We start from the raw sequence: 20,706 nt of genomic DNA, 5'->3' as shown, positions 1-20,706 counted from the left end.
CGTGAACGTGCTCTAGACGAGGCCGCATTCGCGTATGCTGAATTGGACTGCATTGCGTAGGCGCAGCTCTAAGCCCTTCTTTAGAAGGCTGTTTCATACCCTCGATCACGTGGTGATGCACTGCCTTGCCGCCTATGGACTAGCTTGATCGGGCCTGGGATGCCTAAACTCCATATTCCGGCGGACAACCGTCCGCACGCATCACCTTCCCAGGTAGCTTGATCTCCCCATGTCAACCGAGAAGATCCGTCGCAAGATCGCCATTGCAGACAAGAACCCCATGGTCCGCACGGGGCTCACCGACATTGTGGCGCGGGACGGACGCTTTCAGGTGGCGGCTGCCGTGGCGACAGGCACCGCATTTCTCGCACTCACCGAAGACAACGACATCGACATCGCTGTGATCGGCTGGTCGTTTCCGGACCTGACAGGAGGCGATATTCTCGCCGAGCTTAAAAAGCGGCGCAGCAGAACCCGCACCGTCATCTACACGGGCGAGCCAGGGCTCGACGTCGTGCGACGCGCGATCAAGGGCGGCGCATGGGGCTTCATATCGAAGAGCGACGAGCCCGAGGTGCTGATGGAAACGATTTCGACGGTCTCACACGGCCGCGTCTCGTTTCCCTATGTGGATATGGACACAGCGAATACGGATCCGCTCTCCGTGCTCACCGTCCGCGAGAGGGAGCTGCTCTCCGCCCTTGCCGACGGCTGGTCGAACCTTCAAATCGCAGCCCGCATCGGCATTTCGCGCAACACGGTTAAGTATCACCTTAAAAATCTTTACGATAAGCTCAATGTCAATAACCGGGCGATGGCCGTGGCTTTGTTCATCAGCCAGCAATCGAACCGTGGCGACCGGTAAAGCGGCAAACGCAGAGTTGCATTTCTCTGCAGACCCGAATATGCCGCAGGTGGGTAGGCCATAAACTACCCACTTGGGCAATTCCCAGCACTGCCAGCAACGCCCATAAGCCTACTCAAGAGATTTTCTGCCGTTGCCCCATCGGGTGTTGCGCACGCATACGGACGTGTTAGGAGTTGACCGTCGAGGACGTTCAATCCGCATCCTCCACTCGTGCCCCCAGGGGAACAGCCAAGACGACAGGGAGCTCTGAGCCACGCAGGGAGGTATGCCTTCCTGCGCCCGCTTTTGGCTGACGCCGCGCAGTGCGCACTTATGTAAGTTCGGGGCAAGAAAGCTCGAAGTTCCACTCTCTGGAGGACACGCACATGACCGCTATGGTGACGCCGCATCTGTTCATACCGGGCCCAACGAACGTGCCGGACGCCGTCCGCATTGCCATGAACCTGCCCATGGAGGACATGCGCAGCCCCGAGTTCCCGAAGTTTACCCTGCCGCTCTTCGAAGACCTCAAGAAGGCCTTCAAGATGAAGGACGGCCGGGTCTTTATCTATCCGTCGTCGGGCACCGGCGCCTGGGAGTCGGCCATCCAGAACACGCTCGCCGTCGGCGACAAGGTGCTGATGAGCCGCTTCGGCCAGTTCTCGTTGCTGTGGGTGGATATGGCCGAGCGCCTCGGGCTTGCAGTCGAGGTGTGCGACGAGGAGTGGGGCACCGGCGTTCCGCTCGAGAAGTACGCGGAAATTCTTGCCGCCGACAAGAACCATGAGATCAAGGCCGTGTTCGTCACGCACAACGAGACGGCGACGGGCGTCGCCTCGGACGTTGCTGGCGTGCGTCGTGCTCTCGACGACGCGAAGCATCCGGCGATGCTCTTCGTGGACGGCGTCTCCTCTGTCGGCTCCCTCGACATGCGCATGGCCGAGTGGGGCGTCGACGCCTGCGTCTCGGGCTCTCAGAAGGGCTTCATGCTGCCGACGGGCCTCGGCATCCTCGCGGTTTCGCAGAAGGCGCTCGACGCCAACAAGAGCCTCAACGGGCGCATGAACCGCTGCTTCTTTTCCTGGGAAGACATGATCAAGAACAACGATCAGGGCTTCTTCCCCTACACGCCGGCGACGACGCTGCTGCGCGGCCTGCGCACCTCTCTCGACCTGATCTTCGAGGAAGGCCTCGACAACGTCATTGCGCGGCACACGCGGCTAGCCAACGGCGTGCGCGCAGCGGTCGACGCGTGGGGCCTCAAGCTCTGCGCCAAGGAGCCCAAGTGGTATTCCGACACGGTCTCGGCGGTCCTCGTCCCAGAGGGCATCGATAGCAACACGATCGTCAAGACGGCCTACTATCGCTACAACACCTCGCTCGGCGTGGGCCTCAACAAGGTTGCCGGCCGCGTGTTCCGCATCGGCCACCTCGGTGCGCTCGACGAGTACATGATCGGCGGCGCTCTGTTCGCCATCGAGATGACGCTTAAGGATTGCGGCGTCGATATCAAGCTCGGCTCGGGCACGGGCGCTGCCGCCGAATACTTCAGCAAGACGGCTACCAAGCCGGCGCTCTCGAAGGCTGCATGATTTTCCGGGCGGCGCAGGGAGCGCCGCCCCTTTTTATTTCTCAAAACGCCCACAGGCTCGCGACGGCCGCGCCGCGAACCTGCAGAAGCGTCGCGAAAGGCCTTTCAGCACAAGGAAACCGTCGGATGAGCTTCACTCTGTACCCGTCGCGGACGCAGCGCCTGCAGCGCTCCTATCTCGCCGTTCCCGGCTCCAACACCTCGATGATCGATCGCGCCTTCAAGAGCGCCGCAGACTACGTATTCCTGGACTGCGAGGACGCCGTGGCGCCGCCCGAGAAAGAGCAGGCGAGAAAGAATATCATTCAAGCGCTGAAAGATCTCGACTGGAGGGGCGTCGGCAAAAGCGTTTCGGTGCGCATCAACGGCCTCGACACGCACTACATGTATCGCGACGTCGTCGACATCATGGAGCAGGCCGGCGCGAAGCTCGACACGATCCTCATCCCGAAGGTGGGCGTCCCGGCTGACGTCTACACGGTCGAATGCATCGTGAGCCAGATCGAAGTCGCGATGGGTTATACGAACCGCGTCGGCACGGAGGCGCTGATCGAGACGCCCCTCGGCATGGCCAATGTGGAAGCTATCGCATCGGCCAACAGCCGCCTCGAATCCATGCACTTCGGCGTCGCCGACTACTCCGCCTTCAATAAGGCCCGCACCGTCGTCATCGGCGGCCTCAACCCCGACTATCCGGGCGACCAGTGGCACTTCCCGCTGTCGCGCATGACGGTTGCATGCCGCGCGTTCGGCCTGCGCCCGATTGACGGCCCGTTCGGCGGCATCGACGATCCCGAAGGCTACAAGGCGGCTGCCCGCCGCGGGGCCGCACTCGGCATGGAAGGCAAGTGGGCAATCCATCCGTCCCAGATCGAGCTCGCCAACGAGATCTTCTCGCCGACCGGCCAGGAAGTGGAGCGCGCCGAGCGCATCCTGGCGGCCCTCAAGGAGGCCGAGGCGCAGGGCAAGGGCGCCGCTTCGCTCGACGGCAAGATGATTGACGCGGCCTCCGAAAAGATGGCCAAGAATCTCATCGCCACCGCCGCCGCGATCAAGGCCGCCGAGGCTGCGCGCGCCAAGGCATAAGATTTAGAGCCGTTCCGGTCCAAGTGGGATTGAGGAGCGGCTCCAGGCTTTTGCCCCGACGTGCTTCTCGTCGAAAACAGGGGCCCACTTTTACGGAAGCACGCGAGCGCCGGCGAGCAGACCCAAGGAGAGCGACATGGACATTCACGAGTATCAGGCGAAGGAGCTTCTCGCGAAGTTCGGCGTGCCCGTTCCCCGCGGCGGTCTGGCCTACAGCCCCGAGCAAGCCGTCTATCGGGCTCACGAGCTCGGCGGACAAAAGTGGGTGGTGAAGGCCCAGATTCATTCGGGCGCGCGCGGCAAGGCCGGCGGCATCAAGGTGTGCAGCTCCGAGAGCGATGTCCAGACAGCAGCCGAGGGGCTGCTCGGCAAGAAGCTGGTGACGGTGCAGACCGGTCCCTCGGGCAAGCTCGTTTCGCGGCTCTATATCGAGGAAGCAACCGATATCGACCGGGAGATCTATCTCTCCTTCGTGATGGACCGCGCGGCGGAGCGCATCGTCGTCGTCTCGTCCGCCGCGGGCGGCATGGACATCGAGGAGATCTCGCATAGCCAGCCGGACACCCTCATCAAGGTGGAGGTCGATCCGGCGGTCGGCATGCAGGCGTTCCAGGCGCGGGAAGTCGCGTTCGGACTCGGTGTCGATCCGGATCTCGTCAGCAAGCTCGAGCGCGCCATTCTCGGCTGCTATCGCGCCTTCCGGGATCTCGACGCCTCCATGCTCGAGATCAATCCGCTCGTTATCACGGCGCAGAAATCCGTGCTGGCGCTCGACGCCAAGATGAGCTTCGACGAGAACGCGCTGTTCCGCCGCCCGCAGATCGCGGAGCTGCGCGACAAGAGCCAGGAAGATCCGCGCGAAACCTATGCCAGCGACCGCGGCCTCTCCTACGTCGGCCTCGACGGGGACATCGGCTGCATCGTGAACGGCGCCGGCCTCGCCATGGCGACGCTCGACATGATCAAACTGGCGGGTGGGGAGCCGGCAAACTTCCTCGACATCGGCGGCGGCGCGAGCCCTGAGAGGGTCACCAAGTCATTCAAGGCGGTGCTCCGCGATAAGAACGTGAAGGCGATCCTCGTCAACGTGTTCGCAGGGATCAACCGCTGCGACTGGGTGGCGAAGGGCGTCGTCGACGCCATCAAGGAGCTCGACATTAAGATCCCAATCGTGGTGCGCCTCGCCGGCACGAACGTCGAGGAAGGACGCAGGATCATCGACCAGAGCGGGCTCACCATGATAAGCGCCGAGACGCTGGCAGACGCGGCGAACAAGGCCGTGGCAGCGGCCAAGACTGCGGCGTAAGGAGGAAACCCATGGCCATTTTCATCAACGAGAACACGCCAATCCTCGTCCAGGGCTTCACTGGCCGCATCGGCACCTTCCATGCTCAGGAGATGATCGATTACGGCACGAACGTCATCGGCGGCGTGACCCCGGGCAAGGGCGGCACAAAGCATCTCGGCCGGCCTGTGTTCAACACGGTGAAAGGGGCCGTCGACGAGACCAAAGCCGAGGCGTCCATCGTGTTCGTACCTCCCCCGTTCGCGGCCGACGCGATCATGGAGGCGGCGGATGCGGGCATCAAATACTGCGTCTGCATCACCGATGGAATTCCCACGCAGGATATGATCCGGGTGAAGCGCTACATGCGCCGTTACAAGCGGCAGAACCGCATGATCCTCACGGGGCCGAACTGCGCCGGCACGATTTCGCCCGGCAAGGCCATGCTCGGCATCATGCCAGGCCATATCTACGCGCCGGGCCGCGTCGGCATCGTCGGCCGCTCGGGAACGCTCGGCTACGAGGCCGCCTCGCAGCTCAAGGAGCTCGGCATCGGCGTCTCGACCTCGGTCGGCATCGGCGGCGATCCCATCAACGGCTCTTCGTTCAAAGACGTGCTCGAGCATTTCGCGGAGGATCCGGAGACGGACGCCGTGATGATGATCGGCGAAATCGGCGGCCCGCAAGAAGCGGAAGCGGGCTATTACATCCGCGACCATTTCAAGAAGCCGGTCATTGCCTACGTCGCCGGCCTCTCGGCGCCCAAGGGACGGCGCATGGGCCATGCCGGCGCCATCGTGTCGGCCTTCGGCGAGTCGGCGTCGGAGAAGGTGGATATTCTACAGGATTGTGGAGTGACCATCGCGCCCACCCCATCGGAGATGGGCGCCACGGTGCAGAAGGTGCTGGCCGCGCGCAAGGCCGCATAGCAAATCCGTCATTCGCTTCCGGCCGGTCTTCGGCTATGGAGGCGTCATCAGTTCGGACGGGCCCCGTGCCCGATGACGGGGCCAGTCCGATGTCCCGGCGGTCTCGCGGCCGCCGGGCCCCTCCCTCGCCCTCAGGCGCGCCGATGGCTCGCCCCTGTGACGGGGGACGATCGAGGAGACGAAGATGTCAAAAATGCGGCCCCCCGACAGCGTCAAGCTGGACGAAACGGCGCTGCGCGCCGAGCTCAAGGCGCTGCGCGCGCAAATACCGGATCGGCCGGGCCTCAACCCGATCGTCAACGTCGCGTTCAATCTGTCGCGCCGCCTTGAATCCGGCGAGGTCAGCTTCGAGGAGCTGCGTGCGCTGGCGACGCGGCTGATGGATAGCGCGTGCGTCCATCGCGCCCTGCGGCTCAAAGAGCAAATCGGCCTCGAGAGCGAGGCGCAGACGCGGGCCGAGTTTTCCGAGTTTCTCGCCGATCTCGCCAAGGGTAGCGACGAAGCCGCCTTCGAAGCCTTCGCGGCGCGGTTCCGGCGGGCGCGCAACGGCATCGTGTTTACGGCGCACCCCACGTTCGGCCTGTCGGAGGCCCTTTCGGGCCGCATCGCGGACATCGCCCTGGCGGGCAAGGCTCCTGCGGAGCGCATCGGCCTCCCGCATCGGCCGGACGCGAACATCACGCTGGAGTACGAGCACCGGCGCGTGCAGAACGCGATCAGGAACCTGCGCGACGCTTATACCGATCTTCTTTCGGTCTTCTTCGAAACGGCCCACAACGCTTTCGGCGAGCGGGCCTTCAAGGCCGATCCGCAGCTCGCCACGTTTGCATCCTGGGTCGGCTACGATCTCGACGGCAGGACGGACATCAAGTGGACGTTCTCGTTCCTCGTCCGCCTCAAGGAGAAGCAGGCGGCGCTCTCGGACATCCGGGAAAGATTCCTGGCGCTCAAGGACGATCTCGGCGAAGACGCGGAGATGGTTCGCCTCGTACGGCAGCTCACGGGCAAGCTCGACCTTGCCATCGCGGCCGTGGATTCGCATATCGCAGCGCTCGAAAATGTCGGCAAGGACGGCTTCACGCTCGCACATGCCGCGAACGTCATCACGCAGGCGGACGGACACAACCTCACCAGCGCCGAGCCCATCCTGACGCTGCTCGACCAGGTTATCGAAGCCGCCGGCGATACGAAGGCGAAGATCGCCGTCGCCGCTCTCGCGGGGCTGCTGCGCGCCACCGGGCTCGGCATGAGCCACATCCACGTGCGCGTCAACGCGGTGCAGATCAACAACGCGTTTCGCGCCTTCGTGCACGAGAGCTGGACGCGGGACCTCACGGAACGCCAGGCTCTCGCCCGCATCGTCGACATGATCCACTCGGTGGAGCCCGAGACGGTCAACTTCGAGACGCTCGATCTCGAGAACGCGACGGCCATCCGGCAATTCGCGCTCGCCGCCCAGATCGCCAAGCACATCGACGGCGATACGCCGATCCGCTACCTCATCGCCGAATGCGAAAGCCCGGCGACGATCCTGATCGCGCTCTACTTCGCCAAGCTGTTCGGCGTCTCCGAGATCGTCGACATCTCGCCGCTGTTCGAGACGCCCGAGGCACTCGAGACCGGTCCGCGCCTCGTCGAGCGCCTGCTCGCGGAGAGGGACTATCGCGACTATGTCGAGAAGCGCGGGCGCATCGCGGTGCAGACCGGCTATTCGGACGCCGGCCGCTTCATCGGTCAGATCGCGGCAGGGCTTGCACACGAGCGCCTGCATCACGGGCTCGCCGAGGTGGTGCGGCGCGCCGGCCTCAAGAACGTGGAGACGCTTATCTTCTCCACGCACGGCGAGAGCATGGGCCGTGGCGCGCATCCGGGACCGCTGAAGCGGCGGCTTCGCTATGTGCTGCCTGGTGAATCGCGCTGGCGCTTTTTCCGCGCCGGGCTGCCGGTCAAGCACGAGACCAGCTTCCAGGGCGGCGACGGCTATCTGTTCTTTGCCAATCGCGCCTTCGCCCAGCGCTCCCTCGCCACCATCATCATGAGCGGCAAGGATCCCGGAAACGGCGAAGATCCGTTCTATTTGGACACGAACCTAGCGCTCGATTTCCAGATCCGGCTGCGCGACTATCAGCAGCAGCTTTTCGCCCACCCTGGCTATCGTGCGCTGCTCGGTGCGTTCGGCGCCAACCTGCTGTTCAAGACCGGCTCGCGTCCCGTGAAGCGCCAGGGCGACCACCATTCGGATCGCGGCGATCCAGCCCGCATGCGCGCCATCCCGAACAACGCCATCCTGCAGGAGTTCGGCTACATGGCGAACGTGGTGGCCGGGCTCGGCGCAGCGGTCGGCAGCGAGCGCGAGCGCTTCATCGAGATGGCGAAGCAGTCACAGCGTCTCAGGCCGCTGATCGAGATGATCGCACGGGCCAAGCGTCTTTCGAGCCTCAACGCGGTCGGCGCGAACGCCATCGTGTTCGATCCGGGCTTCTGGGCGCAGCGCGCGGCATGGGCCAGGGAGTCCCATCTCGACGGCGCATTCAAGTTCCTGGCCGAGCATCTGCTCGACGACGATCGGGCACAAAAGATCAACGGCCTCGCCCACTACCTCAGGCTCGACGCTATAGAGTTGCATGGCATTCTCGAGGAAATCGGCCTCGAGGGCGGCAAGATTCCGGATGACCGCCGTCTGGAGCTCGACCTCCTGCAGGCGATCCGGACCGCGCTCATCATGCGCCTGTTCATCCTCACCGCACAGTTGCCCCGCTTCACCCCCACCAACGAGGTGACGCATGCGGAAATTGTGCGGAAGGCGCTCGGCCTCGAAATTCCCGAGGTGCTGCAGGTGATCCGCCAAGCCTTCCCGCGCCGGGTCGACGCGCCGAGCGACGACGACGCGTTCCAGGAGACCGCCACCTATCTGCCCAAGGGCATCGACGACTACGGGCGCATCGAGACCGAGATCCTGGAGCCGATGGAGCAGGCCTACGAACTCGTACGCGAGATTGGTACCGGCATCTCGCACCATTGGGGCGCGTTCGGCTGAGGACGGGAAGATAGGACGGGAGCGCTGCCTCGGCTGGATCCATGCCCCGAGGCAGCCCGCTTCCGCCTTTCACAGCGCGTTCGCCTCATCGTCGCACGCCCTCCTCGCATCCATGAATGCACTCTCAGCACGCGCATGAGAGCCCGATTACCTGCGCTCAATGCGAATACTCCGTCCTCGCCCTATTTCGGCGTGGTGCGCGCCCCTTACGCTACCTCACGCTACGGGCCTGCCCTTAAGTCTGGCTCCGGGTTGCAGCGGCCTTGAGAGCTTCCCATTTTTTCCGTAAAGCCGTTCTGGATCGAGGCTGGGAACTTCACGCTGGAGTCCCGGTTGATCTCTTGAACGAGCTGAGGAGCCCCGCAACCATCGGAAGAATGGGAGACAATTCGATAACTCCTACCTGCTAGCCTGTTGAAGTCCATCTTGCCATGAGCCAGAATCGATCGTTGCTGAGGGCCTGCCGATGCTCCTGGCGTTAATTTTCCAAGGAAAAATTTAGGGGGTGCACGGTGCGTAATTCGTCGTCCAGTCGCGTAGAGGCGAAGGTGAAGTCATTGCGTCTCGGTTGCGTCGCGCTGGCACTCGGGCTTGCACAAGTGGCCTCCGTTCCCGCAGAAGCCCAGTCCGAGCAGCGCCGCGTCAAACCGGCTGCGCGCTCCACAGAGCAGGCACAGCTCGCGACAGCGCAAGGTCCTCTGATCTCGCTCGTCTCCCTCAATCAGCAGCGCATGTACGTGTATGACGCCAACGGCTTCGTCGTGCAGACGCGCATCTCATCCGGACGGCCGGGCTACGAGACGCCGAAGGGCATTTACAGCATCCTCGAGAAAAAGGTCGATCACACGTCGAACATCTACCTCGACGCCAAGATGCCCCATATGCAGCGCCTGACCATGACCGGGATCGCGCTGCACGGCGGCGTGGTACCCGGCTATGCGGCCTCTGGCGGTTGCGTGCGCATGCCCTTCGATTTCGCGCGCCGTTTCTTCAGCATGACCGACATCAACCAGCGCGTCGTCATCGCACCGGACGTTCAGGCGCCTGTGGCGTTCGAGCATCCCCTCCTCTTCTCCGCGCTGCCTTCTGCGGCCGCACTCACGCCCGCCCTTCGGCACGCCGAGACGGGAGATGGAAAGCCCACAAGCGAAAGCGGCGACGTCACCGACATGCTGCTGGGCGTCAGCACCGCGCATGCGGCAACTGAGCTTGAAGCGCAGGCGGACGGGGTGCGCACGCAGGAACGCGCTGAGAAGGAGCGGGCAGCGGAACGCCAGCGCCTCGCCGAGGCGATCTCGGCTGCAGAGGAACGCCGGACCACCGCTGGCGAACAGGAAAAGACCGCGCAGGGCGCGCTTGCGGAAGCCCGGACGGCCGCCAAGGCCGCCGCTACGGCTTCGACCCGCGCAGCACGGGCTTACAGCAAAGCCAAGGCAGCGCTGCAGCCGCATGAGCGGGCGCTGAAGCGGGCGCAATCCCGTATCCCCAAGGATTCGTCGAAGGTCCGCGCCGATCGGCTGGATGACCTGCGCAGCCAGGAAGCCGCAGCCCGCGAGCGCCTCGCGGCGGCAACACGCGACGCCGAGCAGGCGGAAGCAGACGCCAAGCGCGCCGCGGACGAGGCTAAGGCCGCAGAAAAGGCTGTGGCAGACGCTCAGGCGGCCCTCACCGCCGCCAAAGCCGAGAGCAAGGAAGCCGCCACAGCCGAGGCTGCCGCCAAGAAGGCCGTCGCAGCTTTCGATCGTCAGGAGCAGAACCGCGCGCTCCCGGTCTCCGTCTTCGTCAGCTCGCATACGGGAACGGTTTCGGTGCGCCAGGGCTTCGAGCTCGTCGTCGAAGCACAAGCGGTTATCGACTCCCCCGAAGTGCCACTCGACACCTTCCTGTTCACGGCTCTCGACTGGAAGGACGAAGGCAAGACCGAGCTTCTCTGGTCAGCGACCGAAGTGAACGAGAATTCGATCGGCCGCGATGACGAGGTGGGGTCCTCCTCAAAGAAGAAGTCCGCGAAATCGGTCCGGCTGCCGCCGCCGACGGACGCTGACAAGGCCGCACGCACGCTCGACCGCATCCGGATTCCGAAGCATGTCGCCAAACGCATTGCGGAGGTGGTCAAGCCGGGCTCCTCGCTCATCGTCTCGAGCTATGATGTATCGCGCAGTGAAATGAAGTATCCCGGCACCGACTTCATCGTGCAGATGCCAGAGGTGGTGGCCAAGATCACCAAGCCGACGCCGCGGCCGGCACCGGTGGACGTGGTCGAGGATCCGGGTGACGGCTTCTTCTTCTTCGGTCCGTCCAACTACTCGTCCTCCTATGGCCGCGACCGCGATCGGGACAGAAGAAAGCGGCGCATGGGCAGCAGCAAGTCCTTCTTCTGGTAGAGCCGGCCAGACAATTGACACGATAAAACCCGGCCGCTCCAAGAGCGGCCGGGTTTCTTTATGGATCATACGACAGGGGCAGACGGGCGGTCTCAGATATCCTGATCGTGCTTAGCGGACTGCAGCGAGCCGAATACCGTGCCGCTCCAGCGCTCCACCTTCTCCGGCAGGAACAGGAAGCTCTGCACCTTATAGACCAGACCATTCTCCATGACGGTCTGCTCTTTCCCTGGGATGGCAATCGCCGGCAGGTAGGGCGCGCAGGATGCTTTGGCGAGACGCTTGTTGACGGCGTTCGCCGCCATGATCTCCGTTTCGCCGCGAGCCTTGAAATTCAGGAATGCAATCTGGTCGGCCTTGGCGTCGCAGAAGTAGCCGCGAACTTCCTCCGCCGGCACCTCGCCTTCAGCGAGGGCAGCCTGGGCCACCAGGGCGGCGCCAAGAGCGGCAAGGAGACAGGCGGGCTTCCTCAAGATGGAAGCAGCGGAGACTGGGCCGTCGGGCATGGCGATCTCCAGAATTGGACAGGATCACGGCGCGGGTGGACCGTCTTTCCTCGCCGCTTCCATCTCTGCGCAGATCTTCCTTCCTACAATTCCCGATACGCTATGACGAGTTCCCGACCTCAACAAGGAAAATTTCTAACCCGGCGCCCTCACGTCGTCCGGCCGGGCCCGCGCAGACCTCCGAACAGGGCGCCGAGCACGAGTCCGGCGCCGAAGCCGCCGACATGGGCCATGTAGGCGATGCCGCCCGTCTCGGTCTGCGCGGTGTCCGCTATTGATCCCACTCCGCTGACGAGCTGAAGCACCAGCCAGAAACCCAGCACGATGAACGCTGGCATGGCGACGATGGCGCGCCCGAACAAGACGTCGACGCGGGCGCGCGGAAACATCAGGAGATAAGCGCCGAGCACGCCAGCGATGGCGCCCGATGCGCCCACGTTTGGAATTGCAGATGCTGGGTTCACCGCATATTGCGCCATCGTCGCGGCGAGGCCAGCGGCGAGATACAGCAGAAGATAGCGGACGAGACCAAAGCGATCTTCGACGTTGTCGCCGAAAATCCAAAGATAAAGCATGTTACCGCCCAGGTGCAGCCCGCCGCCATGCATGAACATGGCGGAGAGAATGGTGATGGCTTCGGCGGAGGGGCTGTCGGCAAAGCGGGCCGGAATGAAGGCCCATTCCGTTATGAACCGGTCGCCCTGCTGAAGCTCGATGAGGAAGACCGCAACGTTGATGGCAATCAGCGCGTAGGTGGCGACGGGGGTCGAGCGCCGGGCGCTGTTATCGTCTCCGATGGGGAACATGCGCGATCCTCGCTATGGGCAGCTCCGCCGCACGGTGGCATGCGTGACGCAATCACTGCATCACGTTTCGCCGCCGCATTGAAGAGCGGCTCGCGCATCGCCACGGTGCCGGCGTCGGCCGGATACATCGCACGCACCGTTTCGATCATGGTCCCAAAATGACCCTGCTCAACATATGTGATCTCGGCTTCCGGACGGTCGCGGCGCACGGCTGCAACTAGGCCATCGCGCCGGGCGCGTGGCACCAGCTCGTCCATGGCGCTGATCACGAAGCGGCTGCCGGGCGCGAGATTGCCGAGGTTTTCGACCGTGTGCAGTCCGTGCATCGCTTGCGTGAAATCGGCGAGCTTATAGCCCTTGGTCTCGGCCAGCTCCTTCACCCGGAGAGACGCCGGACTCTCCCATAGGGTGAGGTCGCCGCGATCGGCCGAGGCGATCGAGTAGAGCCGTACGCCCATACGGTTCGCCATCAGCGTCGCCACCGCATTGCCGATGCTGAGGCCGACGACGAGCAAGCGCGCTGGATCGAGACGCGCCCGGGCAACGAGGTCCAGCGCATCCTCCACCACCGCATGCACGGCGCGCACGCAAAGCTCCGGCTCGGAGCTGACGATAGCGCGGGGCATCTCGTAGCAGGCCAGGAAGTTCCGCGGCACGAGACGCGAGGCCTGGGCGAGCCGATACGGCATGCGCCAAGGCAAGAAGCAGACGATGTGCCCGTCGGGATCGCCGTCGACGCGCAAGAAATCGATCGACGTGTCGTCACCGACGGAAAGCGACCTGAGGATTTTCGGACCCGGAACAATGAGCATGGTCCCCAGAACGCTGTACATAAGCGAAGGTTCCGGGGACGCGCCTGAGGCCGGAAGCCTCAGGTTTCGTTCACCTCGAGCACGCCGGGCAGGGTTGTGATGCGACCCAGAACTCTCGCAGAAAGATCGTAGCGGCTCCGCGGTGCGATCGGAATCGCACGCTCATAATCACGGAGGCGCACTTCGATTACGGCCTCGCCCTTGCCGGGCTGAAGCAGCGCCTTCAATCTTTCAATGCCGTTGGGGTTGCTCTCGAGCGCGTGCCCATCGACGACGATCCGTACCGTGCGCGGGATCTGCTCGACCGCCTCGTCAAGCGACTTCACGTTCTGAACGCGCATCTTGAGGGCCTCTCCATCGCGCTCGGCCTCGATGTCGAGAAGAACGGCGGCGCCGGCTTCCAGAAGCTGGCGTGCATTGGCGAGCGTCTCGGAAAAAATGACCGCCTCGTACTGCCCGCTGGTATCGGAAAAGAGCGCGAAGGCGAACTTGTTGCCCCTCTGCGACCGCCGCTCGCGGGCGGAGATGACGATGCCCGCAAGGCGGCCAGCCGAAACGCCGCGGGCGCTCGCGGCCTCGAAATCGACGTAGCGATAGACATTCAGCTTCGCGAGGGCGCGCTCGTATTGATCGAGCGGGTGGCCGGAGAGGAAGAAGCCGACGGCGTCGAATTCCTCCTGCAGCTTTTCCATCGGCGTCCAGGCGTCTGCCGGCTTGAGCTTGAGCACCACGGCCGCCGTGCCGGTCTCCATGCCGCCGAGCAGACTGATCTGGCCGGTCTGCTCGTCGTCGGCCTTCCTGCCGGCCTCGGTCATCATGACTTCGACGTTCGCATGAACGAGCGCGCGGTTCGGCTCGAGCGTATCGAAGGCACCGGCAGCGGCCAGCGTCTCGAGGGCGCGCTTGTTCACGGCCTTGGTGTTGATGCGTGCGGCGAAGTCGGCGAGCGACGTGTACGGGCCCTGTGCGTTCCGGCTCTCGACGATCGTCTCGACAGCTGACGCGCCTATGTTTTTCAGCGCCGCCAGGGCGTAGCGGATGGCGCCGTGGGGTTCTTCTTTGGCGTCCGCTTTTTCTCCCTCACGAGGAACGCGGGGGAATTTAGCAGGCGGCACGGCCAGGAATTCTACGGCCGACTCGTTCACACACGGCGGCAGCACCTGGATGCCGCTCTTGCGGGCCTCCGCGGCGAACATGGCGAGCTTGTCGGTGTTGGCAGCATCGAGCGTCATCGACGCGGCCAGGAACTCCTCGCGGAAGTTCGCTTTCATATAAGCCGTGTGATAGCTCACCAGCGCATAGGCAGCGGCGTGAGACTTGTTGAACCCGTAGCCCGCGAACTTGTCGACGAGATGGAAAATCTCAACGGCTTGGTCCTTCTTGACGCCGTTCTTCAGGGCTCCCTCGACGAAGCGCGCCTGCTGCTTCGCCATCTCATCCTTGTCCTTCTTGCCCATGGCACGGCGCAGAAGGTCGGCTTCGCCGAGCGAGTAGCCGGCCATCACCTGGGCAATCTGCATCACCTGCTCCTGGTAGATGATGACGCCGTAGGTCTCCTTCAGAATGCCTTCGAGAAGCGGGTGCAGGCAGTCGACCGGCTCCTCGCCGTGCTTGCGGTTGATGTAGGTCGGGATGTTGTCCATGGGGCCTGGGCGGTAGAGTGCCACCATGGCGATGATATCCTCGAAGCGGTCGGGCTTGAGACGCTTCAGGCTCTCGCGCATGCCCGTGCTTTCGAGCTGGAACACGCCCGCCGTGTCGGCCTTCGCGAGCAACTCGTAGGACGGCTTGTCGTCGAGAGGCAGCGCGAGGAGATCGATGTCGACGCCGCGCCCGCGCTTCACGAACTCGACAGCCTTGGTCAGCACGGTCAGTGTCTTCAGGCCGAGAAAGTCGAACTTCACGAGACCCGCCGCCTCGACCATCTTCCAGTTGAACTGGGTGACGGGCATGTTCGACTTGGGATCGCGATAGAGCGGCACCAGCTCATCGAGCGAGCGGTCGCCGATCACCATGCCGGCGGCGTGCGTGGAGGCGTGGCGGTAAAGCCCCTCGAGCTTCTGGCCGATCTCGAGCAATCGCGCGACGAGCGGATCGGCGTCGCGCTCCTCCTGCAGCTTGGGCTCGCCGTCGATGGCTTCGGGAAGCGTGACGGGATTGGCCGGATTGTTGGGCACCAGCTTGCAGAGCCGATCGACCTGGCCATAGGGCATCTGCAGCACACGGCCCACGTCGCGCAGCACGGCGCGCGCCTGCAGCTTTCCGTGGGTGATGATCTGGGCCACGCGGTCATGGCCGTATTTTTCCTGGACGTAGCGGATCACCTCATCGCGCCGGTCCTGGCAGAAGTCGATGTCGAAGTCCGGCATCGAGACGCGCTCGGGGTTCAGGAAGCGCTCGAACAGGAGGCCGAAGCGGAGCGGATCGAGGTCTGTGATGGTGAGAACCCAGGCAACGAGCGAGCCTGCGCCCGAGCCGCGGCCAGGGCCAACCGGCACGCCGTTGGCTTTTGACCACTTGATGAAGTCGGCAACGATCAGGAAGTAGCCCGGGAACTTCATGCGCGCGATGATGTCCAGCTCGTAAGCCAGACGCTTGCGATAGTCCTCCTCTGTAAACCCCGGCGCCAGCTCATTCACAGCGAGGCGCGCGCGCAAGCCTTCCTCCGCCTGGCGGTTGAGCTCAGCGGCTTCCGCGGCAAGCTGCTCCTCCTCGGCGGCCCCCGTCGTTTGCACGAAGCGGGGCAGGATCGGTTTGCGTCGCAGCGGCCGGTAGGCGCAGCGCTGCGCGATCTCGATGGTGCTTTCGAGCGCTTCCGGCAGATCGGAAAAGAGCGCCGCCATGTCGTCTGCGGATTTGAAGTAGTGCTCGCGCGAGACACGGCGGCGGTTGTCCTCCGTCACCATGCGGCCCTCGGCGATGCAGAGCAGCGCATCGTGGGCTTCGTAATCGTCGGGGGTCGCGAAGTAGACTTCGTTGGTGGCGACGAGCGGGATACCGAGCTCATAGGCGAGGCCGATAAGCTGCGGCTCGATCTCTTCCTCCATCCTGAGGCCGTGACGCTGCAGCTCGACGTAGAGGCTGCCGGCGAAGATGCGGTTGAGGCGCTGGAGGCGCTCGCGGGCGAGGTCTGCCTGGCCGGCGGCGAGGGCGCGGGAGATGGGCCCGTCGGGACCACCGGTCAACACGATCAGGCCGTCACGATGCTCTTCGAGGGCGTCGAGGCGGATATGCGTCGGCTCGGTGGGATCGGGCAGCAGGAACGCTTGGCTCGCGAGCTTGATCAGATTGGCATAGCCCGCGGCATTCGAGGCAATCAGCGCCAGCGCGCCAGCGGGGCGGGCCTGAGACGTATTCTGGCCGGGACGTGGAACGCCAGGAAGATCTGACGCGACATTGTCCGCGAAATCAGTGTCGTAGGCCCCGCCGACGATGGGCTGGATGCCGGCGCCTGCGAGCTTTTCCGAGAACTCGAGCGCGCCAAACAGGTTGTTGGTGTCGGTGAGGCCGATAGCGGGCATGCCCGCCGCCTCGGCCAGCTTGGCGAGCTTGCCGATCGGCAGCGCCCCCTCGAGCAGCGAGTAGGCCGAGTGCACCTTGAGGTGGACATATCTGGGAAGTGTCGGCGTCGCTGTCATTCGTGTCCTTCGCTTCGTCTCTGAACTCTCACTCAAAGGGGAGAGAGAACCGGGGCTTTCTACCCTTGCGCGCACCTTCGCCTCGCCTTTGAGGAGAGGTCGGCGGCGCCTGGGGCCTGCGCATGCCGGCAAAGAAGTTTACGGTCCGCGCTATCGATTTAGCCCGATTCTGGAGGGTGCTTGGCCAGCAAGGCACGGATGCGATGCACAGAGTTGTATGATCCCCGCGATCCACAGTCGATAACTCGGCAACTCTAGCGATGGACGTGGCTTGCAACATCGGCCGAGGCCAAGTACCGCTTGCCCGGCATGGCAAACGCATTCACCAACATCTGGCGCCTGGCAAGGGCGGGGATCGTGCTCGCCCAGCATGGCGTGCACTTCGTGCCCAAGGGACAGCCCGTGCCGCCGGCGCTTCGCCTGGCGCGGCTGGCGACGCTGCCGATCGCCCTCGTCGCCGCGCCGTTCAATGCCGGCAAGCCGAAAGAGCGGCGCATCTCGTCGGCGCTGGCCGCGCTCGGCCCATCGTACATTAAGCTCGGACAGTTCCTGGCGACGCGCGCCGACGTGATTGGACCTGAGCTCGCGGGCGATCTCCGCCACCTGCAGGACAAGATGCCCCCCTTCAGCATGGCGGAAGCGCGCCGTGCCGTGGAAGAGGCGCTCGGCGGCAAGCTCGAGGATCACTTCGCCGAGTTCGGCCCGCCGGTCGCAGCAGCCTCCATCGCCCAGGTTCACAAGGCCGTCACACTCGCTAAAGACGGGCAGCGCCGCGAGGTGGCCGTCAAGATCCTGCGGCCCGACGTGGAGAAGCGCTTCAAACGCGATCTCGACAGCTACTTTTTTGCAGCACGCCTGATCGAGCGCGTGCATGCGCCGTCGCGGCGCTTAAAGCCCGTGGCCGTCGTCGAGAACCTAGCGCGCACGACCGAGCTCGAGATGGACCTCCGGCTCGAGGGTGCCGCCATCTCGGAGATGGCCGAGAATACCGCCGGCGATCCCAAATTCCGCGTTCCCGTGGTCGACTGGCGGCGCACCGCGAAGCGCGTGCTGACGACCGACTGGATCGACGGCATCCCGCTCTCCGACCACGCGCGCGTGAGAGAGCAGGGCTACGATCTCAACGCGCTCGGTCTCACGGTGCTTAGAAGCTTCCTCACGCATGCGATGCGCGACGGCTTCTTCCATGCCGACATGCATCAGGGAAACCTGTTCGTGGATCGGGAAGGCCGGGTGACGGCCGTGGACTTCGGCATCATGGGCCGGCTCGGCCACAAGGAGCGCCGCTTTCTCGCCGAGATCCTCCACGGGCTCATCACGCGTGACTATCAGCGTGCGGCGGAAGTGCACTTCTGGGCCGGCTACGTGCCGCCGCATCACCCGGTCGAGGTGTTCGCGCAGGCGCTGCGCGCCATCGGCGAGCCGATCCACGGGCGCACGGCCGATGAGATCTCGATGGCCGATCTCCTGGGCCAGCTCTTTGCCTATACCGAAGTGTTCGACATGCAGACGCGGCCGGAGCTGATCCTGCTGCAGAAGAGCATGGTCATCGTCGAGGGCGTGGCGCGTGGGCTCGATCCGTCGCTCAATATGTGGGCGGCGGCCGAGCCTGTTGCCAAGGAGTGGGTCGAAGCGAACTACGGTGCGCGCGGCGCCGTGCGCAAGGCCGGCGAGAGCGCGTCAACGCTGGCTCGCATCCTCGCCGAGGTGCCGACCATGCTCGCCGAGGCCGAGCGGGCATCGGTCGGGCTCGCGGACATGGCGCGCGACGGCTTGCGGCTCGATCCGGCGACCATCGAAGGCATCGGGCGGGCAACGGGACGACGCGACCGGCTTGCGCGCATCGCGACATGGGTCGGCGCCCTCAGCCTCGTCGCACTGGCGGCGAAGTACATCGGCTGGATCTGAGGCCATCCCGGAGCCTGGCTCCCACTTTCCCGGAAGCACTCTCTTATCTCGTGCTTCTTATCGGAAAACCGGTTCCCACTTTTCCGGAAGCACTCTCTATCTCGTGCTTCTTATCGGACTCTTTACCCGCATGGCTCCGCCATGACCGGTTCCCACTTTTCCGGAAGCACGCTACTCGCGCTCACTGCCCTTGCAGTCGAAGTCGAGCTTCACCCACGGCGTATCGACCTTGCACTTGCCGTCCTTCCGGGAGAACACGTCGCCGGGAATGCCTTCGATATCGACAGGCTTCCCGCCATTCTCTGCCACGTTCGTCTCGTGGCTATTCCTGCTCGGCGCCGAGGGAGCGGCCTGCTTTGCGCCGGGAGCAGCAGTGGCCGGAGACGCCTTGGCAGCGCTAGCGCCCGGCGCTGCGGGGGCTGCAGATGGGCCGGCTGCCTCCTGCGTCGAGCAGCGGACGAGATCGTCCGGCGCCTTGGTCCAGATCATGGTCTTCGACAGGAAGCTCAACCCGGCGTAACCCTTGACCTTCAGCGTGCCATCGGCGAGCGGCGTGACCTCGACGTTAAAGGTCTTCTTCTTCTCGGGACTGTAGATCCAGGCGGAGTCGCCGCCCCAGGCGTTGCCGCCGCCCTTCACTAGGTCGCCGATGATCTGGCGCCCGCAGCCTTCGGCGTCCGTCGCATCCTTTACCCAGACGACAACACCGCAGAGCTTGCCGCCACAATCCTTGATCTCGACGGCCCCTCGGCCGGTATCGCTCATCCACACGCCCGTCGGATCGTCGCCAGCGAGCGCGGGGCTGCATCCAAGCATCATAGCCGCTAGTGCGGCGATGCGAAGACTATGTCTCTCGAACGGCATGACTCTCTCCTCGATTGGCCAGATGTGAACGGCGAAACGCAATCCACGTTCCCATTCGACACAGGGCGCGGCCGGCCAGCCGGCGCCGGAGATAGACTTTATGTTTGCGCCCAAAAAGCGATGCTATCCGCGAAACATGGTTCAACGGGCTGCGACGCAATGTTCACACGGCCTGAGGCGATATTTCCACCAAAAGGCCGCTGTCGAGCACGACGACGCGGTCCATGCGCCGCGCCAGATCGAGGTTGTGCGTGGCGATCAGCGCGGCCACGCCCTCGCTGCGGAAGAGGGCAAGCAGCTCCTGGAAAACCATCTCCGAGGTTCGGGGATCGAGGTTGCCGGTCGGCTCGTCGGCGAGAATGAGGCGCGGCCGGTTGGCGAGCGCGCGGCAGATCGCCGTGCGCTGCTGCTCGCCGCCGGAAAGCTCCGCCGGGCGGTGATCGACACGCTCGGCAAGCCCGAGCGAGCCAAGCAGTTTTCGGGCCCGCTCTTCGCCCTCGCGCCGGGAGCGGCCGAGGATCATCTGCGGGATGGCAACGTTCTCGAGCGCCGAGAACTCGGGCAGAAGCTGGTGGAACTGGTAGATGAAGCCCATCTCGGCGCGGCGGATGCGCGTGCGCTCATGGTCGTCGAGCGCCGAACAGTCGCGCCCGGCAACGATGACGTGGCCGGAATCCGGCGTTTCGAGCAGGCCGGCGATGTGAAGGAGCGTCGACTTTCCGGCGCCCGAGGGGCCGACGAGCGCCACGCACTGGCCTGCCCACACGTCAACTGACGCGCCGGCGAGCACGTGGATCTCGCGCGTGCCCTGGCGAAATACGCGCTGCAGACCGACAAGGCTCAGGACCGGAATGTGCTGTGCGGTCATCTCGTGCACGGGCGCATCCCTCCTGCCAAGCAAACAACGCCCGTATTCTCCTCACCCTTGTGGGGAGTGGACAGGAGCGGGGCGGCTTCCAATGCTGGCGTTCGGGGTTCCCCCCCACCTAACCTCCCCCACAAGGGGGGTGGAG

At 64.3% G+C, this 20,706-nt stretch carries 14 protein-coding genes; 8 read left to right on the top strand and 6 right to left on the bottom strand.

The genetic code is table 11. The features are described from left to right. Window positions 1-229: 229 nt before the first annotated feature. From V7P99_RS04770 to V7P99_RS04740, 7 genes are all read left to right on the top strand, one after another. The gene (locus V7P99_RS04770) at window positions 230-865 is read left to right on the top strand and encodes a response regulator transcription factor (protein WP_333793638.1); all 636 of its coding nucleotides are present in this window, start codon (window positions 230-232) and stop codon (window positions 863-865) included. A gap of 377 nt (window positions 866-1,242) precedes the next feature. Then, complete coding sequence (locus V7P99_RS04765) at window positions 1,243-2,439, top strand: aminotransferase class V-fold PLP-dependent enzyme (RefSeq protein ID WP_442909869.1); 1,197 nt, start codon at window positions 1,243-1,245, stop codon at window positions 2,437-2,439. A 125-nt stretch (window positions 2,440-2,564) separates the two neighbouring features. After that, on the top strand, window positions 2,565-3,524 hold the full coding sequence (locus tag V7P99_RS04760) for an HpcH/HpaI aldolase/citrate lyase family protein (protein WP_333793636.1): 960 nt from the start codon (window positions 2,565-2,567) through the stop codon (window positions 3,522-3,524). A gap of 136 nt (window positions 3,525-3,660) precedes the next feature. Beyond that, window positions 3,661-4,830 carry a malate--CoA ligase subunit beta gene (locus tag V7P99_RS04755; protein ID WP_333793635.1) on the top strand — a complete coding sequence of 390 codons (1,170 nt, stop codon included), beginning with the start codon at window positions 3,661-3,663 and terminating at the stop codon, window positions 4,828-4,830. Window positions 4,831-4,841: 11 nt separating this feature from the next. Further along, complete coding sequence (sucD, locus tag V7P99_RS04750) at window positions 4,842-5,738, top strand: succinate--CoA ligase subunit alpha (protein WP_333793634.1); 897 nt, start codon at window positions 4,842-4,844, stop codon at window positions 5,736-5,738. Between the two features lie 184 nt (window positions 5,739-5,922). Beyond that, entirely contained in the window at window positions 5,923-8,775 is a 2,853-nt protein-coding gene (locus V7P99_RS04745; RefSeq protein ID WP_333793633.1) for a phosphoenolpyruvate carboxylase, read from the top strand. A gap of 548 nt (window positions 8,776-9,323) precedes the next feature. After that, on the top strand, window positions 9,324-11,159 hold the full coding sequence (locus tag V7P99_RS04740; RefSeq protein ID WP_333793632.1) for a L,D-transpeptidase family protein: 1,836 nt from the start codon (window positions 9,324-9,326) through the stop codon (window positions 11,157-11,159). Window positions 11,160-11,251: 92 nt separating this feature from the next. Here the strand turns inward: V7P99_RS04740 and V7P99_RS04735 are convergent, their stop codons facing one another. From V7P99_RS04735 to dnaE, 4 genes are all read right to left on the bottom strand, one after another. After that, window positions 11,252-11,665: a hypothetical protein gene (locus V7P99_RS04735; RefSeq protein ID WP_333793631.1), complete on the bottom strand. Its 414-nt coding sequence runs from the start codon at window positions 11,663-11,665 to the stop codon at window positions 11,252-11,254. 149 nt (window positions 11,666-11,814) lie between these two features. Then, window positions 11,815-12,471, bottom strand: a complete 657-nt coding sequence (locus tag V7P99_RS04730; RefSeq protein WP_333793630.1) for a rhomboid family intramembrane serine protease — start codon at window positions 12,469-12,471, stop codon at window positions 11,815-11,817. After that, complete coding sequence (locus tag V7P99_RS04725; protein WP_333793629.1) at window positions 12,408-13,304, bottom strand: hypothetical protein; 897 nt, start codon at window positions 13,302-13,304, stop codon at window positions 12,408-12,410. The genes V7P99_RS04730 and V7P99_RS04725 overlap by 64 nt, the downstream gene beginning before the upstream one ends. 38 nt (window positions 13,305-13,342) lie before the next feature. Next, window positions 13,343-16,921 carry a DNA polymerase III subunit alpha gene (gene dnaE / locus V7P99_RS04720; protein WP_333793628.1) on the bottom strand — a complete coding sequence of 1,193 codons (3,579 nt, stop codon included), beginning with the start codon at window positions 16,919-16,921 and terminating at the stop codon, window positions 13,343-13,345. A gap of 309 nt (window positions 16,922-17,230) precedes the next feature. Here dnaE and ubiB point away from each other — a divergent pair, with 309 nt between their 5' ends. Next, a complete protein-coding gene (gene ubiB / locus V7P99_RS04715) occupies window positions 17,231-18,829 on the top strand; it encodes a 2-polyprenylphenol 6-hydroxylase (protein WP_333793627.1) in 1,599 nt (532 codons plus the stop codon). Window positions 18,830-19,000: 171 nt separating this feature from the next. Here the strand turns inward: ubiB and V7P99_RS04710 are convergent, their stop codons facing one another. Beyond that, window positions 19,001-19,693, bottom strand: a complete 693-nt coding sequence (locus tag V7P99_RS04710; protein WP_333793626.1) for a DUF2147 domain-containing protein — start codon at window positions 19,691-19,693, stop codon at window positions 19,001-19,003. A gap of 163 nt (window positions 19,694-19,856) precedes the next feature. Beyond that, window positions 19,857-20,561: an ABC transporter ATP-binding protein gene (locus tag V7P99_RS04705; protein ID WP_333793662.1), complete on the bottom strand. Its 705-nt coding sequence runs from the start codon at window positions 20,559-20,561 to the stop codon at window positions 19,857-19,859. Between the last annotated feature and the right edge of the window lie 145 nt (window positions 20,562-20,706).

Source organism: Hyphomicrobium sp. (genome assembly GCF_036780825.1).
Lineage (GTDB): Bacteria > Pseudomonadota > Alphaproteobacteria > Rhizobiales > Hyphomicrobiaceae > Hyphomicrobium_C.
The sequence above is the reverse complement of the archived record's forward strand: the minus strand, read 5'-3'. Positions and strand labels throughout refer to the sequence as shown.